24 protein-coding genes and 1 pseudogene are annotated in these 21,426 nt (G+C 65.0%); 5 read left to right on the forward strand and 20 right to left on the reverse strand.

Annotation, left to right across the window (positions count from 1 at the left end; all coding sequences use genetic code 11):
- Positions 1-71: 71 nt before the first annotated feature.
- The 7 genes and pseudogenes from tas to DBO33_RS42145 form a co-directional block, all read right to left on the reverse strand.
- Positions 72-2,321 (reverse strand): TIGR-Tas system RNA-guided endonuclease, encoded by a 2,250-nt coding sequence (gene tas / locus DBO33_RS42120; RefSeq protein WP_456093899.1) that lies wholly within the window; start codon positions 2,319-2,321, stop codon positions 72-74.
- Positions 2,318-2,974 (reverse strand): hypothetical protein, encoded by a 657-nt coding sequence (locus DBO33_RS42125; protein WP_159080850.1) that lies wholly within the window; start codon positions 2,972-2,974, stop codon positions 2,318-2,320. The genes tas and DBO33_RS42125 overlap by 4 nt, the downstream gene beginning before the upstream one ends.
- A 355-nt stretch (positions 2,975-3,329) precedes the next feature.
- Positions 3,330-4,394: a hypothetical protein gene (locus tag DBO33_RS42130; RefSeq protein WP_234391493.1), complete on the reverse strand. Its 1,065-nt coding sequence runs from the start codon at positions 4,392-4,394 to the stop codon at positions 3,330-3,332.
- 165 nt (positions 4,395-4,559) lie between these two features.
- Positions 4,560-4,658 (reverse strand): annotated as a pseudogene (locus DBO33_RS44865) (ribbon-helix-helix protein, CopG family); the annotation flags it as partial.
- 91 nt (positions 4,659-4,749) lie between these two features.
- On the reverse strand, positions 4,750-5,094 hold the full coding sequence (locus DBO33_RS42135) for a hypothetical protein (RefSeq protein ID WP_107661256.1): 345 nt from the start codon (positions 5,092-5,094) through the stop codon (positions 4,750-4,752).
- A gap of 65 nt (positions 5,095-5,159) precedes the next feature.
- Positions 5,160-5,663: a hypothetical protein gene (locus DBO33_RS42140; protein WP_159080852.1), complete on the reverse strand. Its 504-nt coding sequence runs from the start codon at positions 5,661-5,663 to the stop codon at positions 5,160-5,162.
- A gap of 212 nt (positions 5,664-5,875) precedes the next feature.
- Positions 5,876-6,484 (reverse strand): hypothetical protein, encoded by a 609-nt coding sequence (locus DBO33_RS42145; protein ID WP_107661258.1) that lies wholly within the window; start codon positions 6,482-6,484, stop codon positions 5,876-5,878.
- A gap of 576 nt (positions 6,485-7,060) precedes the next feature.
- On the opposite strand from DBO33_RS42145, the gene DBO33_RS42150 reads away from it, so the two are divergent.
- Positions 7,061-7,615: a hypothetical protein gene (locus DBO33_RS42150; protein WP_159080853.1), complete on the forward strand. Its 555-nt coding sequence runs from the start codon at positions 7,061-7,063 to the stop codon at positions 7,613-7,615.
- 34 nt (positions 7,616-7,649) lie between these two features.
- On the opposite strand, the gene DBO33_RS42155 is transcribed toward DBO33_RS42150, so the two are convergent.
- The 3 genes from DBO33_RS42155 to DBO33_RS42165 all read right to left on the reverse strand — a co-directional run bounded on the left by DBO33_RS42155 (position 7,650) and on the right by DBO33_RS42165 (position 10,271).
- On the reverse strand, positions 7,650-8,408 hold the full coding sequence (locus tag DBO33_RS42155; RefSeq protein ID WP_107661260.1) for a hypothetical protein: 759 nt from the start codon (positions 8,406-8,408) through the stop codon (positions 7,650-7,652).
- Positions 8,409-8,812: 404 nt separating this feature from the next.
- Positions 8,813-9,196 carry a hypothetical protein gene (locus tag DBO33_RS43445; protein ID WP_159080854.1) on the reverse strand — a complete coding sequence of 128 codons (384 nt, stop codon included), beginning with the start codon at positions 9,194-9,196 and terminating at the stop codon, positions 8,813-8,815.
- A 511-nt stretch (positions 9,197-9,707) separates the two neighbouring features.
- On the reverse strand, positions 9,708-10,271 hold the full coding sequence (locus tag DBO33_RS42165; protein WP_159080855.1) for a hypothetical protein: 564 nt from the start codon (positions 10,269-10,271) through the stop codon (positions 9,708-9,710).
- Positions 10,272-10,827: 556 nt separating this feature from the next.
- On the opposite strand from DBO33_RS42165, the gene DBO33_RS42170 reads away from it, so the two are divergent.
- Entirely contained in the window at positions 10,828-11,514 is a 687-nt protein-coding gene (locus DBO33_RS42170; RefSeq protein WP_159080856.1) for a hypothetical protein, read from the forward strand.
- Between the two features lie 86 nt (positions 11,515-11,600).
- Here DBO33_RS42170 and DBO33_RS43760 read toward each other — a convergent pair whose 3' ends face one another.
- A complete protein-coding gene (locus tag DBO33_RS43760) occupies positions 11,601-12,533 on the reverse strand; it encodes a hypothetical protein (RefSeq protein WP_199857084.1) in 933 nt (310 codons plus the stop codon).
- A 353-nt stretch (positions 12,534-12,886) separates the two neighbouring features.
- Between DBO33_RS43760 and DBO33_RS42180 the strand changes: the two genes are divergently transcribed.
- Positions 12,887-13,156 carry a hypothetical protein gene (locus DBO33_RS42180; protein WP_159080857.1) on the forward strand — a complete coding sequence of 90 codons (270 nt, stop codon included), beginning with the start codon at positions 12,887-12,889 and terminating at the stop codon, positions 13,154-13,156.
- A 60-nt stretch (positions 13,157-13,216) separates the two neighbouring features.
- On the opposite strand, the gene DBO33_RS42185 is transcribed toward DBO33_RS42180, so the two are convergent.
- From DBO33_RS42185 to DBO33_RS42230, 8 genes are all read right to left on the reverse strand, one after another.
- The gene (locus tag DBO33_RS42185) at positions 13,217-14,023 is read right to left on the reverse strand and encodes a hypothetical protein (RefSeq protein WP_159080858.1); all 807 of its coding nucleotides are present in this window, start codon (positions 14,021-14,023) and stop codon (positions 13,217-13,219) included.
- A 254-nt stretch (positions 14,024-14,277) separates the two neighbouring features.
- Positions 14,278-14,868, reverse strand: coding sequence for a hypothetical protein (locus tag DBO33_RS42190; RefSeq protein ID WP_107661265.1), 591 nt, complete (start codon positions 14,866-14,868; stop codon positions 14,278-14,280).
- Positions 14,869-15,219: 351 nt separating this feature from the next.
- Positions 15,220-15,678, reverse strand: coding sequence for a hypothetical protein (locus DBO33_RS42195; RefSeq protein WP_107661266.1), 459 nt, complete (start codon positions 15,676-15,678; stop codon positions 15,220-15,222).
- Between the two features lie 159 nt (positions 15,679-15,837).
- The gene (locus DBO33_RS42200; RefSeq protein ID WP_107661267.1) at positions 15,838-16,410 is read right to left on the reverse strand and encodes an NUDIX domain-containing protein; all 573 of its coding nucleotides are present in this window, start codon (positions 16,408-16,410) and stop codon (positions 15,838-15,840) included.
- A 115-nt stretch (positions 16,411-16,525) separates the two neighbouring features.
- Positions 16,526-17,350, reverse strand: coding sequence for a hypothetical protein (locus tag DBO33_RS42205; protein WP_107661268.1), 825 nt, complete (start codon positions 17,348-17,350; stop codon positions 16,526-16,528).
- A 160-nt stretch (positions 17,351-17,510) separates the two neighbouring features.
- Positions 17,511-17,795 (reverse strand): hypothetical protein, encoded by a 285-nt coding sequence (locus DBO33_RS42210; RefSeq protein ID WP_159080859.1) that lies wholly within the window; start codon positions 17,793-17,795, stop codon positions 17,511-17,513.
- A 29-nt stretch (positions 17,796-17,824) separates the two neighbouring features.
- A complete protein-coding gene (locus DBO33_RS42215) occupies positions 17,825-18,355 on the reverse strand; it encodes a hypothetical protein (RefSeq protein WP_107661270.1) in 531 nt (176 codons plus the stop codon).
- Between the two features lie 1,341 nt (positions 18,356-19,696).
- Entirely contained in the window at positions 19,697-20,032 is a 336-nt protein-coding gene (locus tag DBO33_RS42230; protein WP_107661273.1) for a hypothetical protein, read from the reverse strand.
- A 244-nt stretch (positions 20,033-20,276) separates the two neighbouring features.
- On the opposite strand from DBO33_RS42230, the gene DBO33_RS42235 reads away from it, so the two are divergent.
- Both DBO33_RS42235 and DBO33_RS43450 read left to right on the forward strand, forming a co-directional pair.
- Positions 20,277-20,651 (forward strand): hypothetical protein, encoded by a 375-nt coding sequence (locus DBO33_RS42235; RefSeq protein ID WP_107661274.1) that lies wholly within the window; start codon positions 20,277-20,279, stop codon positions 20,649-20,651.
- Positions 20,651-20,815 (forward strand): hypothetical protein, encoded by a 165-nt coding sequence (locus DBO33_RS43450; RefSeq protein ID WP_159080860.1) that lies wholly within the window; start codon positions 20,651-20,653, stop codon positions 20,813-20,815. The genes DBO33_RS42235 and DBO33_RS43450 overlap by 1 nt, the downstream gene beginning before the upstream one ends.
- A 164-nt stretch (positions 20,816-20,979) precedes the next feature.
- Here the strand turns inward: DBO33_RS43450 and DBO33_RS42240 are convergent, their stop codons facing one another.
- A complete protein-coding gene (locus DBO33_RS42240; protein ID WP_107661275.1) occupies positions 20,980-21,306 on the reverse strand; it encodes a hypothetical protein in 327 nt (108 codons plus the stop codon).
- Positions 21,307-21,426: the final 120 nt, after the last annotated feature.

Raw genomic sequence — 21,426 nt, forward strand, 5'->3', positions numbered from 1 at the left:
GACACCCACGGCGGCATGGCCTGCGGCAGCGCGGAGTGTGGCGGTGGCCTGGTTGCCACAGTGCTGGGTGTTCAGGGAATCGTCGTTCTGTTGCTGTGTTCGGCGCGGGCTTCGATCCACAGGTCTTTGAGGATTTCCTTGGCCACGATGCGGACTGCGCGGGCGTGCTTGTGCCCGTCGGACAAGCTGCTGCCCGCAGGTGCGGGTGTTCCGGCTGGCCCGCAGCGAACGCAGTCCACGCGATGTGTTGCGTCCGCGTATTTCATGCGGGCGGCCCGATAGGTAGCTTCGTAGTGCCCGCCGGGGAATTTTGGCATCGCCGAGGCGATCACCCAGACGCGTTTGCGCGCGTTTTCTGACCAGTTAGAGCGTTGTCCGCGTTGACGTTTGGGGGCCACGCCGGAAACGAGTCCAGGTTGGGTACCGGCTGAAGATTGGTTCCCGGCGTGGGGTTGGGTTCCGGCAGCACGGCACCGTTGGGTCTCAGTACTATCTTGGCTGCCGGAAGACTTGAGGACGTGAAATCCGCAATTGTGAACGACCAGGTTGTTCACAAGAAATGAACCGTCCGTGGTCAGATCAAATACGGTGCCGGAGTACTGCTCTCGTTCAACCGACTTGACCTCTACATAGAAGAAGTCGTCATCGCGACGATATTTCGACTTAGCCGTTACAGCCGAGGGGCTTTCAGCCAGGTCGGCGCTTTCGGACGCGGACCATTGAGCTCCGTACCGGGTGCGCAATGAGACGGTTCGGCCCTGGATTGTGCTCTGGCTAGCTGGCCGATCCTCCCGAACCGACGGCAGCGTCCCGAGGCGCGTGGAAAGTAGTTGGAGCTGGAGCACAAGCCCTATGGAGACGGAGTTGGCCAGCGTCCGGCCGATGCCAGTTACGTGGCCATCGGCCGTGAGATACCCGCGTAAGAAGGCTTTAGCAGTTACGGAGTCTCCCAGCATGATCTGCGGACAGATGCGCTTGTTGGCTGCATCGTGCCCGAACATCTCACGAAACTGCATTGCTACAGTCGTCCGGCCAATCTGCATCTGCTGCGCGGTGCCTGTGCTGCCGACGTAGACGCCTCCCAACCTGCGCGCGATGGTGCGCCACGGCTCTACCGACTCGTGGTGACCGAAAGTGATCGTGGTGCGGCCACGCAAATACTTCCCTTCGGCAGAAAAGGAGGTGGAGCCGTCACCGACGAACCGGCCCCACAATGAAGCCATTTCTTCGTCGGCATCGCCTGTGTTCGCCGCTGGTTCGGCTAGGCGCGGCACTACGAGGTAATCGCCTTCGACGATCTCTGACGCCGGCTTCCACGTCAGAGATGTGCGTTCCCAGCGACCCGGCCGACTGTTCCGGAATGTTGCGACGAGAACTGGATGCTGACTAGTCAACCGCAGTGGCAGCATCTTTCTTGCACGGATGCTGATGATCTCTTCGTTGACATCGCGAGTCAGGACGCGCTGGATCTCGACGGGTCTGCCGTGCATGTTGAAGACGCGATCGCCGACCTTAAGGTCCTCGATTGGAATTGCGCCACTAGGTGTGCTGACCCGTTCACCTCTGGGAACGCAGTAGGCCCACAGCTCTGACACGGTGCGTGGGCGCTGGTGCAGGTCGTTCCAGTAGGGGTCGCCGATGGTGGCGAGGAGACGGGCGAGCTGCTTCTCCCCGATCCCTTTGTGCCGCTTCTGAAATGGCGCGAGAGGGTGCCTGCGCACGGCACGGCGCAGATTCAGGACGGCGTCATGCTCGGCGGCCTCCAACGCCTCGACGGTCAGCATCAGCTTCGACACCTCGGGATGCTCGACGGTCAGACCAAAGCCGCGTTCCTCGCCGTCCTTGTCGGTGGCGGTGCGGGTGAGTTGGCGGACGCGGTTCGCGTTGGCGATCCGAACCGATTCCAGGTCATCGACCACGTCGGCCAGGATACCGAGGACAGGGTCGCGCAGGAATCCGCCGGGAGCACTAGTGGTCTGGGTGGCGAGGGTACCAAGGCTCCCGGCGGACGAGGGTTCAGCGACAGCGCCCATTCTGTGGGGATCGGTAACAGCCTGGCTGTCGCTAAAGTTGGGTGCCGAGGCGGGACCGCTTTGGGCGGCGTTAAGGGTATGGCTCCCGGCACGAAGGGGTGCCACCGCAAGGCAAGAATGGGTCGTCGGAGATTCATTGGCGGTGGCAGGTGGAGTTCCTGAGATGTGAACGATTTGGGTCATCGATTCGTCGGAGGTCTCAGCAAGAAGAGGTGCCGGGGCGTGGGTATTTTGGGTCGGCACTGCGTGCGTGGCCCCGGCAGGATCGGGTGGTGCGGTGGCCGTCATGCGACGGTTTCGCGTGCGGTGTCGGTCGGCAACTCCGCGACGGTGTCGACTTCGTATCGGGCCAGAAGCTCCCGCAGGCGCATGTACATGTGTGCACGGTTGACCTCGCGCTCGGCGTGAGTGCGGCGCTCGTTCTCGGCGAACAGCAGCTCAGTGGCTCCGCAGTCACCCAACGCGATCCAGCGACTATCGCCGACATGTACCCGGGAGGCCAGCATTGTTGCCCACCAGTCACGGATACCTTCGACTTTCGCCGAGCGCGGCTTCAATCGTGGCGCCGACTGCTCCAACCGAAACGATGCCGCCGGCGCCGATGCTGAGCGAGGATCGTGATCGAGCATCTGGGTGTTGCGTAGGCTCATCGCACGGGACATGGCTTCGTTCCGCTGAATCCTCATCATGCTCTTGACCTGTGGCACCAACATGTCGATCAGGACTTGCATCCGGCGATCCTCCGGGATCTGCTCCGCGACTGATTCGGCGAGCTGGCGCGGGTCGGTGGCACCGGTGTCGGTCAGCAGAACACGCGAAATCAGCGCATAGACCGACGTGTACGCGGTAGCGGCCATTGTTGCTCCAGACCCCCGCAGCTTGGCAGAACTGAAACCGTCGAACTCGTCGGAACATGGTTGCGCAGGAAGATCCTGGATCATCGACGTCGGTCCTCCCTAACGTGCGTGTATCGAGCTGGATCGGCATGATCGTCACCGCTGGGCAACCACTTTCGGCGGTGATGTCCCACACGTGGTGTGCCCCCGATCATGTCGTGGCGTGTTCGGCACGGCGGGTGTCGAAGAATTCGGCGAGCGCAGGTCGGCGGGGGGGTCGGGGAGGTCCAGGTGCACGGTCACCGCGACCGGGCGGTCGCGACGGTGCCACGAGATGATGACAATCCAGGCGGTTGGAGCTGTCGGCGCGGGGATGGCTCAAACCTCGCCCGCCGGTCGTCGGGAAACCCGTAAACCGCCCACTTATCAGTGGAGAAGCTGCGGTGGATGGGCGCCAGGGTCAATAAGCCTTCAGCGCGGTGGCTGCGGCAGTGCTGAATGTTCCCGGGTGGCGGGTTGCTTCGGTGAAGGCGGTGACGGCGGTTCTGGGTTGGTCTCGGAGATAGGCTCCGATGCCGAGGGCATAACCGTCGGACTCGGCAAGCACCCTCAGTATTGCTGCCCAGCCCGAATCCGGGATGGGGCGGATAGTGAATCCGTGGTCTCCGTCGTCAGCGCCGGCCACGTAACTGGATATCTTCCACGTCACCTCTTGGCCGCCTTGGCTCCGGCCAAGAAGGCCGCTAGACGCGCCGGGAGGTACGTCACTAGCCCAGGCGAGTGCCCGAGTGAACTCGGCCTGCGATCGGCGTCCGCCGCAGTAAGCATTGAACAGTTCCCGAAGCTCGACCTCGGACAGGCCGCGATGGATTCCGCACCGGCGGGCATCTACCGCTGCCTGAACCAGGCCATAGCCGTCAGGGTTGTCGGCCATCCCGTCGTAGTAGCGGCGCACCAAGGCGTTGCCACCTACCAGCGCCTCGGCGATGCTGCTGGTCACCTTCAAACTCGGATACCTGGCCTGCACCGCGTTGCGTTCCTCCGGGGAGAGTTCGAAGGGCACGTGGACGCGCGTCGCGTACTCCAGAAGGGCGGTGAGTGCCGGGCCGGTCACCGGTGATTGGGCGGCCAGGATTCGGTCGCACACCGCGGTGTTGATATTGGCCACAATGGCTGCACGCTGGCAGATCCGATCGAGGACTCCTGCGCCGAGTAGATTCAGGTCCGCAGGGCTGAGATCATCGAGCCACACCACGTACTGTTCATCGGGGCGCAATCGCTCGAACAGTGCGGGGGTGTAGACGATCTCGGCCAGGCGGGTGACGTCGGTGTTGATCAATCGTGCTGTGGGCGCCTTCGCTTTGACCGCCTCGAACATCGAGCGGGTGACTCCTGACAGTGGAGCCCCATCCAGTAGCACGAATCCGTAGCTGCGATCCTGCAGACTCAACGCAGCCTCGGCCGCGGCGGCAGGATCTGCGGCCGACCGATTCCTGCGGTTGTCGTCTGCCTGGTCTTCTGCCACCCAAACTCCTTGTGTTGCTGGCTCTCTCACTATATGCCCGCTGAGTCGTACGACTTCAGACATAGCCTGAGGTGACGCAGAGGCCCGCAGCGGCGCGGCGAGGCGGGCGGTCGCGGTGCTGTATCCCTCAGCGGTCAGTGCTGTCGGCGTGTTTGCGAGGTACTCGCCCAGCGCGCGTGCGATGACATCGCTTCGGGATCGCCCGGTGCGGTGAGTGTGTACGGCGAGCTTCTCCACCAGTTCAGTGGGCAGGTGAGCGATGATCTGGGCAGTTTTTCGTCAGCATCGTCTTTCGGGGTGGGGATGACTGTCGAGGTCGATGATCTGGGCTGGGTGGGCACCATGTCGGGGTCGGTCACCAGAATTCGTAGTTGGCGAACGGGTGGCCGTTCACGTCGTGCCAACGACGTTCGCTGGGGCCGATCATCGGGATCCACCGTGTGGCCATCCGGAAGTCGACATTCGCGGGACGTGCTACGGCGTCGGGCCAGAACTCGTGGTAGTCGAGTTCGAGCCCGTGTTCGGCGACGATGTGGATCTCTGGCTGAGCGAGGTAGTCGCTCCACGCCTGTACGGTGGTCAATCCGAGCTCGGGGTGTGCTCGCCACAGGAATTCGCAGGGATGGGCGTGCTGCCCGATGTGCAGCCCATCGTTGTTGGCGGGCGTCTGTGTGGTGCGCGCGTAGTAGTTCACCGACATGGTGGGTCCTTGGCTGGGATGTGTTGTGAGGCAGCGGTTTCGAGTGTTGACTGGCCAGGTTTGGGTCAGGTGTTGGGGTCTTCGCCGTACCGGCTGGGGACCTCGGTGCGGGCTTGGTCGCAGATGGCGGTGTACTCGTCGTCGGTGATGTCGATTGCCAGGCGCAGAGCTGTCAGGACGTCGTCGAGCCGGATCGGTGGTTCCGGGCGGTTGGGGTGGTGGTCACGCAGGTGCATGAGGTACTGGGTCAGGTATTGCATGGCTTCGTCGGGATTGGTTCGCCACAACCAGGCCAGGATTTTGCCGAACGGGTCGCCGATGTGCGCGAAATGGCCTCGGCGGGCACCGAAATCGGTGATGGCACGGTCGGCTTCGCGCACGACGAACGTCGATAGCAGGGCGTCGCGGATATGGCGAGGCATCTCGGCGGCCGACGACATCAGCACGGCGTCGGGTTTGCGGTAGGCGCCGACGTAGATCCGAAGGGCTGCGTTGGCGGCGACGGCACGGACGAACTCTGGCAGCCGGGTGCGGAAAATGCTCACGGGGTGGACTTCGAGAACCTGCATGCCCCCCACGCTACAGTCATGTACAACATTATGTACATAGTCATGTACATAACAAGTGCGCGCGGTGTCGCTGGTGCTGAACCATCTGAGAGGCCTGATGCCGATGCGCGCATTCTCCGAACTTGCACCGCCACCATGAACTCGCGGCAGGCGCGCCGGTCGGCACCGCATCCTCAGAACTCATCGACCGACGCGACAGCCACGGTCGGGCCCTAGTCGGTGATTTCGGGAAGGGCGCAGAGTTGATCGCGGACTTCGGTATCGGCCCAGCCCCACAGCCGGCCGAGGTAGATCAAGTCGATGTGGTCCTCGGTGAGCACCGCGCGCACGCGCGCCAGGTCAACCTCGAAGGCGAATTCGGTTGCGATGCGCGCTAAATCGTCATCGGTCAGCACGCCGACGTTGCCGCCGACGCCGCGTCGATCGGATTCGCAACTGCCGAAGGTGTCAACTCCCGGTTCTGGCATCTCGGGGTGAAGCAACGGGCCGTGCGGCGTTGGTCGCATGTTGACGGCTCCGAGGTCGGTGAGCAGTGCGGTGACGTCTGTGAGCCGGGATGGGGTAGTGGTGGCCATGGCAGTGAAGAAGTCCGGAATCTGGGTGAAGGCTGTGTAGGCGTCGGAGTAGATGAGGAGTTGGGTGGTCCAGCCGTTGATCGACTGGAACTCTTCGATCACCTTGAACTCCCAGGCGCCACCGCGCCCGTCGTTCGCCGCCGCGGTGACGGTCAGGGCGTCACAGAGCCTGCCGGGCATACCTGCGGACGGCACTGCGTCCGCGGGCAGAAAGGCCAGGTGAAACTCGGGATCGAGGGAGGTCACAGCGTCAATCCTTAGCGGTTGCAGCGGTTCGAATCACAGCGTGGTCAGGCTAAGCGCGGCCGGGAAAGGTTCCGTCAGTGCGGCGCGACCCAGAGACACAGGCGCTCACCGGATCGAGTATGCCGGGCTGCACCGACAACAATCGATCAGTTCTCACTTCGTGCCGTTCTGGCGGCCATTCCGTTGAATCAGCCAGCGTCGCGGCGTGGTTGCCGTCAAGACCAGCCCAACTGCCGGACATGGTGCAGTCGATGACCCACTGGCGGGCCGCCGCGACGAGCAGGAGGTCAGCGCGGGACACCGCTCGCGGCGTGGTCCCCCCGCGCCGAAACCGCACCGCCGGGGGAGCGTTGGATAGGCGCAGTCGTCGATGATCTCGCGTACACCATCCTGTATGAGCCTGTGCCACAGGCTGATCAGGCACGAGCCCATCGCCAAATGTGGAGCGTGAGAACCGGCAACCACACCGCGGGTGTGGGAGTCCGCGCCAGACCCATCAACGCAGTGCTGTGGTGGTGTCGTGCGGCGCGCACCGGGCGCGTCGGTTTCCGATATCAGAATGGCAATGCGATGGTCGTGACACGCAGCGAGACCCACCTCGAGGATCCCGAAGGTGATATCAACCGCTATTCCTTCGCTTCCTGGGACGGCACCGGTGAGTACTCGTTAGCGAAAGGATTCGCCCCGATCGCGTCCACCCAGGACTCAGACGTCTACGGCCTGTGGTGCAGCCCGTCGCAACGGCGGATCGTGGAGTACGCCGAGCACGACCTCACGATCGCTGCCTGCGATACCGACGACGAGTTCGTCAACGAGGTGCGCACGCTCCAAGCACGAAACACCCGGTACGGGTGGGGTGCCGAAATCGACCCCGGCAGCAATGCAAAATTGCGTCAGCACTTCGTCGACCTCGGCCTGGCCGACTTGTTCCACCCCGCCACCCAGCGCGACGCCAACGACGTCGCAGGCCAGGACGCAGCCCTCGCCGGCCATCGGGCACCGGCGAGCCACCTTGGCTCCAGCGCGAGCGCGGGAGCGGTGGGGACTCAGCCGGATTCCTCCCCCGCAACAGCACTGATCGAACCCGAGGTAAGCGAACCAGACGCCGGTGGTGCGTCCATGCCCCTGTGAGGCATCCAGGCGGTCAGCAGCCCGCGACGGTTCCTTACGGTCCGACGTCGTCGCGCTCGGCAGCGCTCAGTTCTCGGACCCGGACGTCGTAGAGGTAGCCCTCCTCGGTATCGAGGTGAAATGACCGCCCGTCTTCGCCGATCCGCCGTGTGACAACAATGTCGAGCACGACGTAGAAGTCGGTGCCCGAACCGATCAGCATTCCTGGAGGTGGTCTCCAGGTCAGCGCCCTCCAGATGTGTACGGCGGCATCCGGGGCGGCACTGCGGGCCAGTTCGCCGGGCCGCTTCTCCCATCGCGCACGCGCCTGGTCGAAGCGAGCAGCGTCCTGGCCCGTCAAACACACCCTCAGCGTGGCCATGCGGACCCTGCGCTCGACGCTGTCCTCGCGGATGTAGACGCCGTGTATATCGATGCGGCCGACCGGATCCTCGACAGGCAGCAATAGGTAGTCGATAGTCCTGCTCTGGGACGGCGGCACTGCCGCGAGGACCGGTGTGCCATCCCGTGCGGCCACCGGAACGGTGTGGGCGCGCAGTGAGGTGTAGCGGCATCGGTACACCTCACTGGCGTCGTCGAAGGGTGGGGTGACAGGAGGCGGGAAGATGGGGGTGTGGAATCCGCCGCGGAGCAGTCGGCCATCGAGCTCGGCGCGTAGCCGGTGGCCGCGCCAATAGCCGAGGCGGTGTTCGTCCTCGGGTGCGGTGACCAGGTCGATCGTGAGCTGGCGGCCGTCTGGAAGGCGTCGATCGAACGCCCGGATCGGTGTGCACGCGGCAGCGAATGGGGACAAGAGAATTCCTCACGTCGGGCGCACCGGCGTGCTACGGACAGCCGGCCGGTGGCGGGAATCCCCTCGGAGGGACGATGAACGCGACCATCGGTCTCGTGCAAGAAATCATAGCCGTCGTCTCCGGTGAGAAGGCGGCGAGTCGCATGGAATGGCGGGACTCGATACGTCCGCTGTGGATTGGTCGTGGGGGCTAGCGTGGCAGTTCGACGCCGAGCACGGCGGTCAGCATCTGGTCGACCGCGTCGTAGACGGTGCTGGTCAGCTCTCCGGCGCGGTTCGGGTAACGGAGCCCCCTGGCACACGGGTGTTACGGAGGTGAGCAGTGTGCGCACTGGCCGTTATCGGCGGCATCGGGCGGCGGGTTGCGGTGAGCAGACGAGCGGTGGTGGCAGCGGCCTTGTCCGTTATGGGCGAGTCCAGCTGGTGCTGATCTCATGGCTACAGACCTTGGCGAGCATGCCGCCGCAAGCGTAGGCGCTGAGGACATAGCGGTTGCTGTTGCCGTTGATGTACAAGGTCTTTTCGTTGGCCCGGATCATTTGGATGACGTCGTCGCCTACCAAGGCTCCTGTGGCATCGCGCACGGTGTAGTAGACGTTCCAGCGGTTGAGGCCGCCGCCGGTGAATGTGGCGCGTGGCCGTCCTTCTTTGCCGCCGATGATCTCGATGCAGAAGTTGTCCTTGCCGCCGGTGCAGGTGGGCGCGGCGGTGGCGGTGACAGAGGCGAATGCAACGAAGGCGGCGGCGGTGGCGGCGAGGACGGCGGCGGCGGCGAGGCGGGTGGTCATGACATGGGCTCCAAGGCGGGTGGTTTTTGGTTGGGTTGTAGTGCTGGGGTCGAACCCGTGTTCGTGTGTGCGTTGGCCCTTTAGTGCCTTCGTACCACCGAACCAGCACATTACAGAATTCTAGCATTCAAGAATGAGTCAAGTAGATTGTGTGCGGTTGTGGGATGCGATCGCTGCGGTGTGCGGTTGTGCAGAGTCCGCACTAGCCAAGGGCGCGGGCTGACAGCAGGCGGCGTGGCGACCCGCCCAAGGGAGCCGTGCAACGGAGTTCCACCGCACCGGTGACTCTTGCACGCCGCCCGGGGGGCCGCCGTCGGCCGAACGCATCTGCGCCCAGCGGGAACGCGGCGCCGAACCCTGGAATCCCATTGCTGCTCAAGCGCGACGGGAGTGCTCCTGATGACCAAGAATCCAGCGACAGCTGATGCAGCCGCGCGGTTCTCGAGGCGGCCAGAGGACGCGCATCCCGGTGGGATTGAGCTAGGTCAGCGTGTTTTGGGCATCCGGGACGCTACATCCCTGCTCCGGCCTCAGCGGCAGCGTCCAGCTCGGCTATGGGTGACGCAGGGAGAAGCTCGGCAGGCGATTCGGGTTCGAGATCGTCGTAGGCCCAGTGCGAAGGGGATTCGTCGCTGCGGTTGTAGAGAACGTCGTAACGGGCGGCTTCGATGTGGGCACGTTCGAGCACCGACAGGTCGTTGCCCGGCCTATCACGGCGGGTGAACTCTGCTTTCAGCGCCAGCAGATGACCTCGTTCCGCCCTGCCTGCATCTGCCTGCCCGTCCCTGCGTGCGGCCCGCAACCGGGCTTTCGCGTCGGTCACCGCCGCGATCAACCCGTCTGGACCTCCCACCGCCAGCTCGGCCAGCTTCTTCGGCCCGCCTGGTAACCAGTCCGAACGAAACCCGCCGATCCGGTCGAGATACATCCGCTGCGTCGGATAGTAATCCGGCAGCATCCCTCCCGCGTCTACATGCTGCAGTTGTTCGACCTCTTCCCGATCTGGCCGCGGTAGATTCTTCGCCTGACGCCGCGCGGTCGCCTTCCGCACCCGCGTCGTCGCCAGGTCGGCCATATACAGCGACGTTGTCAACGCCGCTGCGTGTAGTCCCGCAGCGAGCAACCTGTCGCCGATATCGTTGTGGCCCATCGCGAAACTCCTCTCGTCGCAACCCCGGACTTACGCGTCTGCCTATGTCCACGAATCGTGGGTTGGGATGTGAGTTTCTGTTGTGCAGGCAAGGTCCGGGGGAGGGATTCGCACTCGTCGGGGGACTCGGAGCCGGCCAAGCGCAGTCTATAAAAGAAGGTCCTGCGCCAAGCACTGAGAACGCGTCGCCGCGGCGGTGGAGTTGGGTGTGCCGGTCAGATCCGTGACGGCCTAGAGCCTGCGCCCACGACCCTGAAGGTCGGCATCGATCACCCGCTGGGAGTGTGAATACGCGGAACGCCACGGCTCCCGCGCGCGGTCTTGGTCCGTACACCGTGAAGGAGAGGTGGGCGCCGGGAATTGCGGCTGGCACACCGCTCGTGTGTCGTTGCCCAGGTGTGAAACAGACAATTGGTGAGGGCTGTATTCGGAGATTGTTGTGTGAATAGTCTTCCGCTGCAACCGAAATCGAGTGCTGACAATGCCGAGATCCGAATTCGATAGTCCCCTTGCCGGTGTCGCCGAAGAGGTGCTGCGCCTCGATGGCAGCAGGCATGACTGGGATGGTCCGGCGCTGTTGTTCACGCTACGCCGGGGGAGTTTCGGCCAAGCTGTGCTTGGGCCGTCGAGTGCCGTGGCGATCAATCCTCGCGAACTCAACGAGTCCACACTGACCACCCTTGTCGGAGCGCTGATCGATAGCGATGCCGCGTATGGGCCGCCGTGTGGCGTCGGGATCCGGTACGAGGGCTGGTCACGCAGTGCCACCTCGCCGTCACTGGAGCATCCGCTGCCGGGGCGAGTTGCTGATCAACTCGACGCGGTGGAGATCAGCATGTGCACGATCGCCGACATGCATGGCAACACCCACTCCGCCTTCCGCACTAGAACGACGCCCGATCGCATCCAGCACTCGAGCGTCGAGGGCTACAGCCGCCTAGGCCAAGTCCTCAGCACACATCTCACGGTCTGTGCGGCAGGGATGAATGCACTCCACCATTCAGACCTGGACACCGCCGCGCACAAGATCGTAGAGGCGCTCAGAGCCGCAGAATTGGCCCGGCCCGCGGCACCCCCTGCACGTCGCTCAGCGGCAGCACCCCAGTCCGGCGTACCCGACGCTGGTGTCGCGCACGCGGCGGAGGCTGATTCCGGAGCCGGTTTGTAGCGAGTAAAAACTGGATGATTGCGGCAATCGTCAGGCCGAACCCGAACCCATTGCCGGACCGAGGTTTCCGCCTGGCACGCGGAGTTCTACGGTTCGGCGGCCGAGGTGACCGGAGTGAAGGTGACGGCGAGATCATCGGTCTCGGGCACGTCGCGCCCCATGGTATGAGCGCGTTGTGTGGGACACGGATGTATCGATGGTGCTGTGGCGGACAGCAATTCGTAGATAGAGATGTCTGCCACCGGCGACCGAGGATCAGGGTCGAAGTCGAAGGTTGCTTGTTCGGAGCTGCTGGCTCGAGCGATTGTGCTCGCCGCAGGTCGGCTCGTGTGATGGTGTGTGTGGGGCGGCACCCAGGTGTGGGGGATGTCGAGCAATGTCGGTTGGGCCAGGGCGGTGCGCGTCCATTGCAAGACCTTGCTCAGGTTTTCGGCAGGAGCACGGGTGATGGTGGTGCCGTCGACGCTGTGACAGCCGGTCGCGCGAGCGTGTTCGTAACGGATGGCTGAGTTGACCCGCCCCATGTGAACCCATTTGGCGAAGTCGTCACGGGCGCAACGGGTGAGTTCGGCGGCGGCGGGCCCTAGCTTCCATGCGGTGTCGCCCCCAAGAAATAGCACGTCGAACTCCTCCCACAGATCGGAGCTGGCTTCGTATTCCATGCCGTTTTGGGCGACGAACGCGGCGGGGAATCCGAGGTCGCGGATGCGAGCGAGCATGCCGCGCGAGCGGGCCAGGGTGCTGAGGTGGTCGCCGACGACATCAGGAGCGGTGGCGAACAGGCAGCGATCTGCGTGCGGGGTCCGCCGTTCGAGCCAGCGTAGGTAAGCGGTATCTCCGGGGTACCGGCCGGTGAATACACCGTTGTCGGCGGCCCAGAACTGGTAGTCGCTGGTGATGCGGTTGCCCGAGGCCGGGGTGACGATCGCACCGAGCATCCCGGTGCGCAGGTGAGGGTGGGTGACTGCGGTGGGTGGGCTGAGATAGACCGGCGCCCGTGCCCAGTCCACGCCGGTCACCACGGCATCCTGGTGTGTGCCGGATAGCAACCGCCGCAGCGGTTGCACACATGAGATGTTCTGACGTAATGAGTTGTGGGAGTTGGCATCTAGGGTGACTCCTGCTCGCCCGGCCCACGGGGAGATGTTGTCGGCGCACCGACGATATGACTGTGCAGGGGCCGGGCGGGTACGGATTCACACCAGGCGGGTGCGGCTCACCTCGAAACACGCAACGATGGAACAGTTCACCGCTGAGGGCTGCGATCTGTTCGCGTTCAGTTGGACAGTGCGGTGTCGCTGCGCTGATTCCTGTGCGCTGGGAGCAGTAGTGTTGAGCAACACGACTTTTGCCGATAGGGACGGGGGCTGGCGTGACAACGATCGGTCTGCTTGTTGCCTCGGTCGCGGGACTGGGTGCTGTGAGTGGGGTTCTGCTGCTGCGCAACGGTCGGATGGTGCTCGGTCGGCTGCTGGTGCTGGTTCTGTGCCTGCCGCCGGTACTGCTGCTGGTGGACAGCGCGAGGACCGGCCAGTGGTTCGCGGCAGTGTTCGCTGGCGCCGGCGTCGCCTTGGCGACGGTAGCCGCGGTGGGCATTCCCAAGGTCGTGGTGTCTTCTCGCGCAACCTCACATGCGGATTGAATCCGCTGGCGCGTCCCATGGGCAAAGCGGTCGTTCGGTTGTTGGTGCTGGATGCTCGATTCACATCTCGGGCTCGGTCCGAGGCTGGGCGTCCGGAGTGGTGATGGGGGTGGGTGAGGGGTCGGCGGCGGGACTTCGACGGTCATACGCGGTGGTGACGCGGGCGTGGTAGATCGCGGCGACGTGGTTGGTGTTGGTCGCGTGGGTGTGGATGGCTATGGCGCGCATGGTGATTGCGGCGAACGCGGCGGTGGTGTGGGCGGCGTGTTGAGTGTCGGTCGGTGTGTCCAGGTCGATGCTCCAGCAGTCTCCGGGGCTGGAGTACTCGGGGACTTCGCTGGGTAGAGCGGGGCGGGCGGTGATGACGTGTTCCTGGCTCAGATCGACCGATACCGAGGGCCATCGGCGTCCGATGATGCTATGGAGATGGAGGATGTAGGGGTGGAGGTCGGCGAGGTCGGCGGCGATGCGCTTGGCTTGCTCGTCCAGGGTGGGTGGGACCGGCGTGGGTATCTGGGCGGGTCCGTTGATGTCGCACCATGTCTGAGTCCAGGAGCGGTTCTCGAGGATTTCCAGACAGAGTAGGACCTCGATGACTTTGGTGACTCGCTCGTTGTCGAGCAGAGCGAGCTGACGTTGCACGAGACCGTTGACGACACCGGCCGGGAGAAGCGGCACGTCGGTGTCGGGATCCTCCGGGATTGGCGGAAGCCACGCCGGCTCGCTGTCGACGGTCGTGGTCCAGCCTCGGTCAGGGTGGCGGGTCCAGCCGGTTCGGCGTAGGTAGGTTTCGACACGGCGGGGGGCCTGGGGGTCGGCGTTCATCAGGGCGTTGACGCAGTCCCACCCGCGGTTGTGCGAAGTCATGATGGGGGCCTTTCGACGGTCTTTGGTGTCGGCGAGCATTCCGGTGAGGGCGGTCAGGTGGAGGCGATGTCGGCGGGTACGGCAGTCCGATGTTGACGGCCACGAATTCGACGCTGGGATCGGGGTTCCGGTCGAACGGTGCTCGCTTCAGGGCGGTGTCGCGCGGGCGAAGGGGCGTTGACGTTGCTGGACTCGTGCGTGGTGGTGCTGGCGAGCATGTCGGCCACAGCGCGAAAGACCAGGGGGCCGGCAGTTCAGGTGCACTTCTCGATATCGAAGCAGGCGTAGGCCCGCCATTCCGCTCCGACGCCGAAGGGCTCGGCCCGCAGCTCAGCGAGTCGAAGCCGCACGTCGGCTTCGGTAGCGCAGGTGCCCACCAAGCGGACTGGATCTAGGCGCGGCTGGGTTTCGCGTCCGCCGACGGCATAGATGTCTGCGACAGGGCTGGGTTGGTCCCCGCGGGACTGGTTTGCGGGGGCGTGTTCTCGGAGTAGGTGTTCGATTGCGCAGGTTCTGATGGTGTTGTCGATGAACAGGTCCTGGGCACCGGTGAGGATGGCGGGGTTCCAGGGTAGGGCCCAGGCGTCGAGGGCGGCGAGCTGGGTGGGTGTGCAGGATGCCAGCTGGGGATGTCCGTGGGTGGCGATCTGGGTGCGGGCGGCGGCGCGGGCGTCGAGGTAAGCCTGCTGGTGTGCGGGGGAGATCTCACCGCGGCCGGTGCTGGTGATCGTTCGGATGTAGGCGATCGCGGCGCGTTCGACGGCATCGCCTGACCATCCTGGCGCTCCGTTGTGCTGCTCGTCGACGCCAGTCATGGCGGAGTCGTCGGGGTCGGTGGTGGTCATCGATGGTCTCCTGCTCGGTGTGGTGTGCGGGCATCGGGGAACGTGTGCGGATGCTTGTGCCAGATCAGCCGCTGTAGTCCGGGCACAGCAGCCAGCGTGGGTGGGTCTGTGTCGGTGCAATCGCCACGACGCGCAGGGCGGTGTCGTGGTGGCCGTGAATGACGGCGTGTTCAGAGTGGTGAGGTCGAGCAGCCGCACGTCGACCCCATTGCACTTCGAGGAGGTCTTGCCAGCGTCGATGGCGGATCGCATTGTGTTGTTGCTCAGGGTTGTTCGGATCCTCGTGTGGTCTGTTCGGATGTGGCGCGGCAGTCTCAGTCGATGGGCCGTCAACGACGCCGGAGGTGGAGGTCAGGGTTCCGAGAAGGTGCCGTCGAAGGGGCTTTCGTCCTGGTCGACGGCGTCGATTTGGTCGTCGTGCCATTGGGCGATCTGGTCGCGGCGGGGGTCGTAGCTGTCGTCGGTGTCGTTGTCAGTGAGGTCGTGGCGGGTGGTGGCGGTGGCTGCGGCGAGCGCGTCGTCGTCGACGGTTGCCTCGATGCTGGATGGAGTGGGGGGTTGGGCGGGTTGGAGCTGGCCTTGGGGGTCGAGGATCCAGTGCTCGCCGGTGGCGGCATCGCGCCACAGGGCGTGCGCGCCGGCGCTGTCGACGCGTTCGATGATGATCTTGCGGTCCTCGGGGTCCGGGAGGTAATTGTTGACGGCCTCGAACCGATCTTTGCGCTGGTGGCGGGCGGCGATGATCGCGGCTTTGATCATGTCGCGACGGCTGGTGGGGGCTCGGAAGTTGATTTCGGCACCGTGGGTCACGGGGTGCTCCTTCGGAGGTCGAGGGCCTGGTGGGGTGAGGGTGGCATCGCGCGCGGGTGGTTGTGGTGGTGATGCCGACTGAGTGTGTGGAAAGGGTGTGGACGTAGACGTGGATGTGGTTGTGCCCCTGCGTAACAAGGGTGGTCGATGGGTGGCTGGTCAGTACTCGAGCCGGAGCAGCCTCAGGGCGTGGGCGAGGATCTGCGCGTGGTCGAACGCCAGGTGGTCGAGCTGGTCGACGATGTGAGAGACGGCATGCCAGCGGGCCAGTCGTGCGTCGTCACCTGCTGTGGGAGAGGGCATGTGGCCCAGCACGGCGAGGTAGGCAGTGCTGACATAGTCGCCCCGGGGGTCACGCCCGGCCGCGTCGTATTCGCCTACCAGCCTGAGCTGATCACCGCCGACGTGGACCCCGGTTTCCTCGCGCAGCTCCCGGAGCGCGGTGACGGCGGGGGCTTCGCCGGGTTCGGCACGTCCGCCGGGCAACGCCCACCGCCCCTGGAAGGGCGGTTTCACGCGCTCGATGAGCAGCACATGCCATTGGTCGTCGTGGTGGGTCAGCGCCACGACGTCGGCGGTCGAATGCTCAGCACAGCACTGCGGCGCGGAGGCGCTCGCCGAGTCGGCGGCGGTGGCGAGCGCCCCGGGTGCCCGGCTCGATGCCGTGTCGGCCCGGAGATCTCGGTCCGCGGTGGTGGCAGCGCCGTCGCTGTGAAATGCGTTGGGGCTCATACTGGCTGGTCCTTTGTCCTGGTCGAATGATGGGTCCGGGCCGGTGCTCGGCCAGCAGGACAATTGCGCTGGTCGCTCCGGTCAGCGCGCGTCGCCGCCGCCGACGCCGCACGGACTAACGGCGTGCAGCGCGTACCGCGCGGGCGGCCGGGATGGCGTGGTGGAGGGGGCGTTCGAGCAGTGCGCAAGCTTCGGCGAAGGCATCGAGGATGGTGTCCTCGCCGGGGTACTCACCCAGCTCGGCGGTGATGGCAGCGAGTTCGGTGAGCACGGTGTCCAGCTCGGTGTGCTCGGGTGTGGCGGGGGTGAGGGTCTGGCGGTGTCCGGTCAGGGCCGTGGTCACTTCGGTGAGGGCATCGACTCGATCGCCGCCCAATTCATCGCAAGACTCAAGCGCATTGCGCTGGGCGAGCAGCAGGCTGATGGTGGGATGGGAGCCGAATTCGTTCTCGAAGGGGATGTCGTATTCCAGGGCGGAAAGCGGGGGCCGGGGCGCGTCGGGATCCACGGGCTCGGCCTCCGCGTCGGCGGGGTGGCCGAGCAGGGAATTGGTGATGTCGCGGATGTGGCTCAGGTAGTGGCTGATGGCGTCGGCGAGAGACAGCTCCGCTGTGGCCGGGATCAGGGGAGTGCGTTTGCTGCTTATCCCGAACCCGGGTGCGGGGTCGTGGCGGTTGCGCACGGTAATGATGTAGCCGGGGTCGTGGACATAGAGGGCGGTGTGCAGTTCCACGGTGAGCGTGGGGTCGACGCTGAACACACCGCGCTCGATGGCGTCGTAGAGAAGATTGGGCAGATCGTCATTGGGGGAATCGGATTCAGGGTCGAGGATCTGGTAGTAGGGCACCTCGCTGTCCGCCCACGCGGCCAGCGCGGTGGAGTCGATGGTGGCGGGGCGTACCGGGGCGAGGGTGAGGGTGAACGCGCGAGTCTGGTTCATCAGGTTGTCCTTCCTGGCAGGAACGGTGTCGAATGCTGGGTCCGGTTGTGTGACAACGGGGTTCACGTCGGATCGGCGCCGAGCACTGTTAGCTCTTCCGGCCGCCGGGCGGCCGCGTGCCGTCGCGGTGTTCGGCATACCGCCAGCGCCGCACGCAGGGTCAGGCGGTGGTGAGGGCGGGCCACCCGCCGGTGGTGAGCTGGTCGTCGAGGATGGCGCGGGCTTGGGTGTAGGGGTCCAGCTTGCGGGCGATCCAGGCGGCTTCGGTGATCCCGCAGGGCCAGCTGCCGCGTCCGCACGGACAGCGGTCATAGCCTGCGATGGTGGCCGGGGCGGGGCATGGGTCCAGGCGTGCGGCGATCTCGGCGAGACGCTGCTCGGCGGTGGTTGCCGGGGCGGTCTGCAATGTGGTCGGTGGATTCGGTGTGGCTGTGGGGGTCGGCATCGAGATTCCTTGGCGGATGGTGGTTTTGATCAGACGATGACGCTGGTGTAGGTATCGAGTTGGGTGACCGAGCCGATGTGGGTTTCGATCGCCGCGAGCGCTTCTTGTCGGCCGGTGGGCAGATCGTCGACGGGTTCGTCGATGCAGATGGATTCCCTGCGGCCCAGCACGGTGAGGGTGGTGGAGCCATCGGGGAAGACGGCGACGCGAGCGAGGAACTCGAACGGGCCGTCGTACTCGTCGACTCCGACGGCACCGTCGAAGATTTCGAGGTCGGTGCGTGGCCGCCAGTGCAGGATGCGGCCGCGATGGATGCCTTCGTGCAGGGCAATCACGCCTTCCACGGCCAGTTGCGACAGGCTCAGGTCGGGGACGAGTTCGGCGTCCTTCGGCAGGGAGGGGAAGTCGGTGCTGGCGAACCAGGAGTTGTCGTGGTAGTTCAGCACCGCACGGTGCCCGGATGGGCTGTGGTAGATCCACTGCCCGGCATGGATGTCCCAGCGGTCCTGATCGGGGGTCAAGGTGTGGGTGATGGTCTCCTCGGAGACGGTGGCGGTCATCGACCCTCCTGCGGGTTGGCGTGAGTGGTGAGTGATATCGCCCTCTGGGATGTGCTGGTGTCGGAGATGGCTAGGTCGGGCGGTGGGTGCTAAGCAGGGCACCGGTGCTCAGGAATCGCTGGCGCGATCGCGGCTGCGGCAACTCCACATGTTGTAATTCTAGCATTCTAGCATTTATTGGATATCGGTTGGTCGGGGGTCCCGGTCGTGGACCGCACGGTCGTGGGTGGTGTGGCGGCCGTGATCAGCAGACCGCGTCCGGAATTCGGGCTGCGCATCGGAGCGCCGGCGAGCATGGGTGCGATCCGGGCGGCCGGCGCACCATCGTTTCTGTGAACACGAATACCGACATCGACTCTGCCGCAGCAGATCAGCGCCGACGGTCACACAATCGACTGGTCATTGGAGAGGATCTCGGATCGGGTGCACAGATCCGTCGTTGTCGGTGCGCCTGTTCCTGCGCCTCGCCGCGACGCTTGGGTGACCTGAGATGGTGGCGGGGGGTGACAGGATCGGCGTGTGAATGACCATGAGCATGGGGGTTTCGAGTTCGAGGTCGATGGTCCGTTGCTGTTCGAGGGCCATCTGGTCGAGTTGGCCACGATGAGCCGATTGATCGGGGCGGCCTCGATTCGTGTGTGTCGTGCCAGTCCGCAACGGTCGGGTTGGTCGGTGAGGACGCGGCGACGACCGCACAGTTGGTCGAGCTGGCGTGTGTGGCGCTGGGCGCAATCCCGATGGAGCTGGCGGATGTGACTGTCGGTGATTCGGTTGTCCCGCAGGGGTATCGGCAACTGAGCTTCGATCGCGTCGGCGGGGACACTGCGGCGATGTACTCGCACGCGGTGGCGATGACCGCGGCGTGTCGCCGTGCGACGGCCCTGACAGCGGCCATGTCTTCGTCGACCATGTGCAGACCGGGGAGGCTGATGGCCGGCTTCGGCTGAATCGGCCGTGACCGCCGCGATCGGCGTCGTGTGAGCAGGAGGTGCGCGATCGTGGCAGCGGTGGGCGACGACGTAGAAGGCGCCTGAGACGATCGCGCATCTGCTTATTGCGCTGGGCGTGAGTGATTTGCTGAACGCCGAAAGCGTTCGGCGGCAGCGGATTCGGGTTGCCGCGGCCCAGACTGGCGACTACGAGGCAGCGCCGGGTCGGTTGTCGTTCGCTCGTCGGGGCTGACCTGATTGTCGTGGCCACGGGGGTCGGGCAGGAACATAGGATGGGTATTCAGTCCGACGCGTACTGCTTTCGAAGTGGTTGGGCCGCAACAAAACGAAGTCCCGGGCGAGTGGGTGATCACATCGCGGTCGTTGCGATGTAATTTCGCCCGGGTCAACATCATGCTCGGGCGAGGCCTAAGAGGACTGCGACGTCTTCGACGGGGAGCGCGATGATCCCGCGGCGTTTGCATGCGCCCAGGAAGTCGGCGCCGAACAGCATCGGGTCGACGCTGGAGTCGCGCGAGGCCCTGGCTGCGTCGGCGAATTCGTTCAGACGCGAGCGTGTGTCGCTGAGCGCGTCGACGTACCCCTCGATGGCGCTGACCCAGGTGTTAACGATCTCCGCATCGGATTGTGGATCCGGGCTCGGGGTGTCGGTGGTCGTGATCGGCGCGACGGTGGAGGCAACGCTCTTCTTGCGTGGTTTGAGCGCGCTGGGCGCGGCGTTCTTCATTCGTGCGATCGTGCCAGGCTCGCTGGTGGCTTACGTGTGCGACACGTGCCCCGGCGGCCGATGAGATTTTCGGTCTCCCCCCGGAGGCCGCTGTGCTGGGCGGCTTCGGCTTGTGCGAGGCAGACTTCGCCGAGTCCGAGTTCGGGTCTGGCTGGGGAGGGTGGTCCCAACCGGTGCGCCAGGGCGATCATCTGTCACCGGGCCCCGTCACGGCGGTCCCGCACCGACTGCGAGGAGGACGACCATGAACGACGCACACTATGTCCCCGGTGTCCCGGAGAGCTTTCTCGCCCCGGGTATGGCCCCGGTACTGACCGGACCGGTGCTGGCCTACGACCCCGCCCTCCTTCGGGCCTGCCTCGATCGCACCCCTGATCCGCAGGCCCGCCCGGGCAAGACCTTCCGCGACATACTGGGCCTAGATGAGGATCTGGGCATCTATGACCTGCTCGACCACCACATCGTCACCGACATGCTCGGCTGTATCGACAGCGACAACGACGACGGCGGCCACGACGGCCTGGCGGTGACCGGTTGCAGCCCGCACCCGGGGTCACGTTGGAATTCCACGCCACCTACGGCCGCCGCGACAACCACAGCGACGGTGCTGATGGGCTGATGTTCCATGCCCTGATCCCGGATGGACCGACCCTGGCCGACCGCGTCGGCGCCACTGTCGTGCACCGCGCCGGTGCGCGCGGACAGGCCGCGCTGGAGCTGCTGCTCACCCGCGTGGCCCACGCCAGGAACGCCACTGCACGCCTGCACCGCGAGTTCGCGTGACATCGCTGGCCGAGTCCGGTGGCGGTCCCCGTGCCGCCTGTGGGGCCATGCGATCGTTGCGCCGCCTCGCGAGCTATCGCACGCGAACAAACGGAAGTGTCTCGGGGTCGTCGCCGATGCGGTAGTTCAGAGTCAGCAGCTCATGCGTGCAGGTGGGTGGGTGTTCAGCGTTCGCGTGCTCGGTCCTGTTCGTTTTCTCGACCTTGTGTGTGTCGGCGGTGTTTTTCGAGTCGTTGTGCGGGGGTGTCGTTTTCGCGGAGGAGTTCGATCCGGCCGCGGTCGTGGGCGATCAGCATTCCGACTGCCGGGTTTCGCTGGAAATCGCGGTAGCGGTCTTGCTCCTCCTTCATCTCGCGCACGATCTCCTTGACGCGCTTCTCCAGCTCCAGGCTCTCGGCGCTACGTCCAAAGCCCTGGGGTGCGCGGCCGATGGCCTGGCGCGCCGCCGTGGCTCGGTCGGCGGGGTCGGGCCGACCGTATTCATCGGTCATGGCGAATTTCCCTCATCTGTGGGTTTGGGTGGTGTGGTGAATAGTGTTGGTGTGCAGATGTTTTAGCTGCGATGCAATGCGGTGCGGCGTCGGGGGTCGGGTGGTTGGTGGGTAGTGGGG

Source organism: Nocardia suismassiliense (assembly GCF_900269665.1).
GTDB classification, from domain to species: Bacteria; Actinomycetota; Actinomycetes; order Mycobacteriales; family Mycobacteriaceae; genus Nocardia; species Nocardia suismassiliense.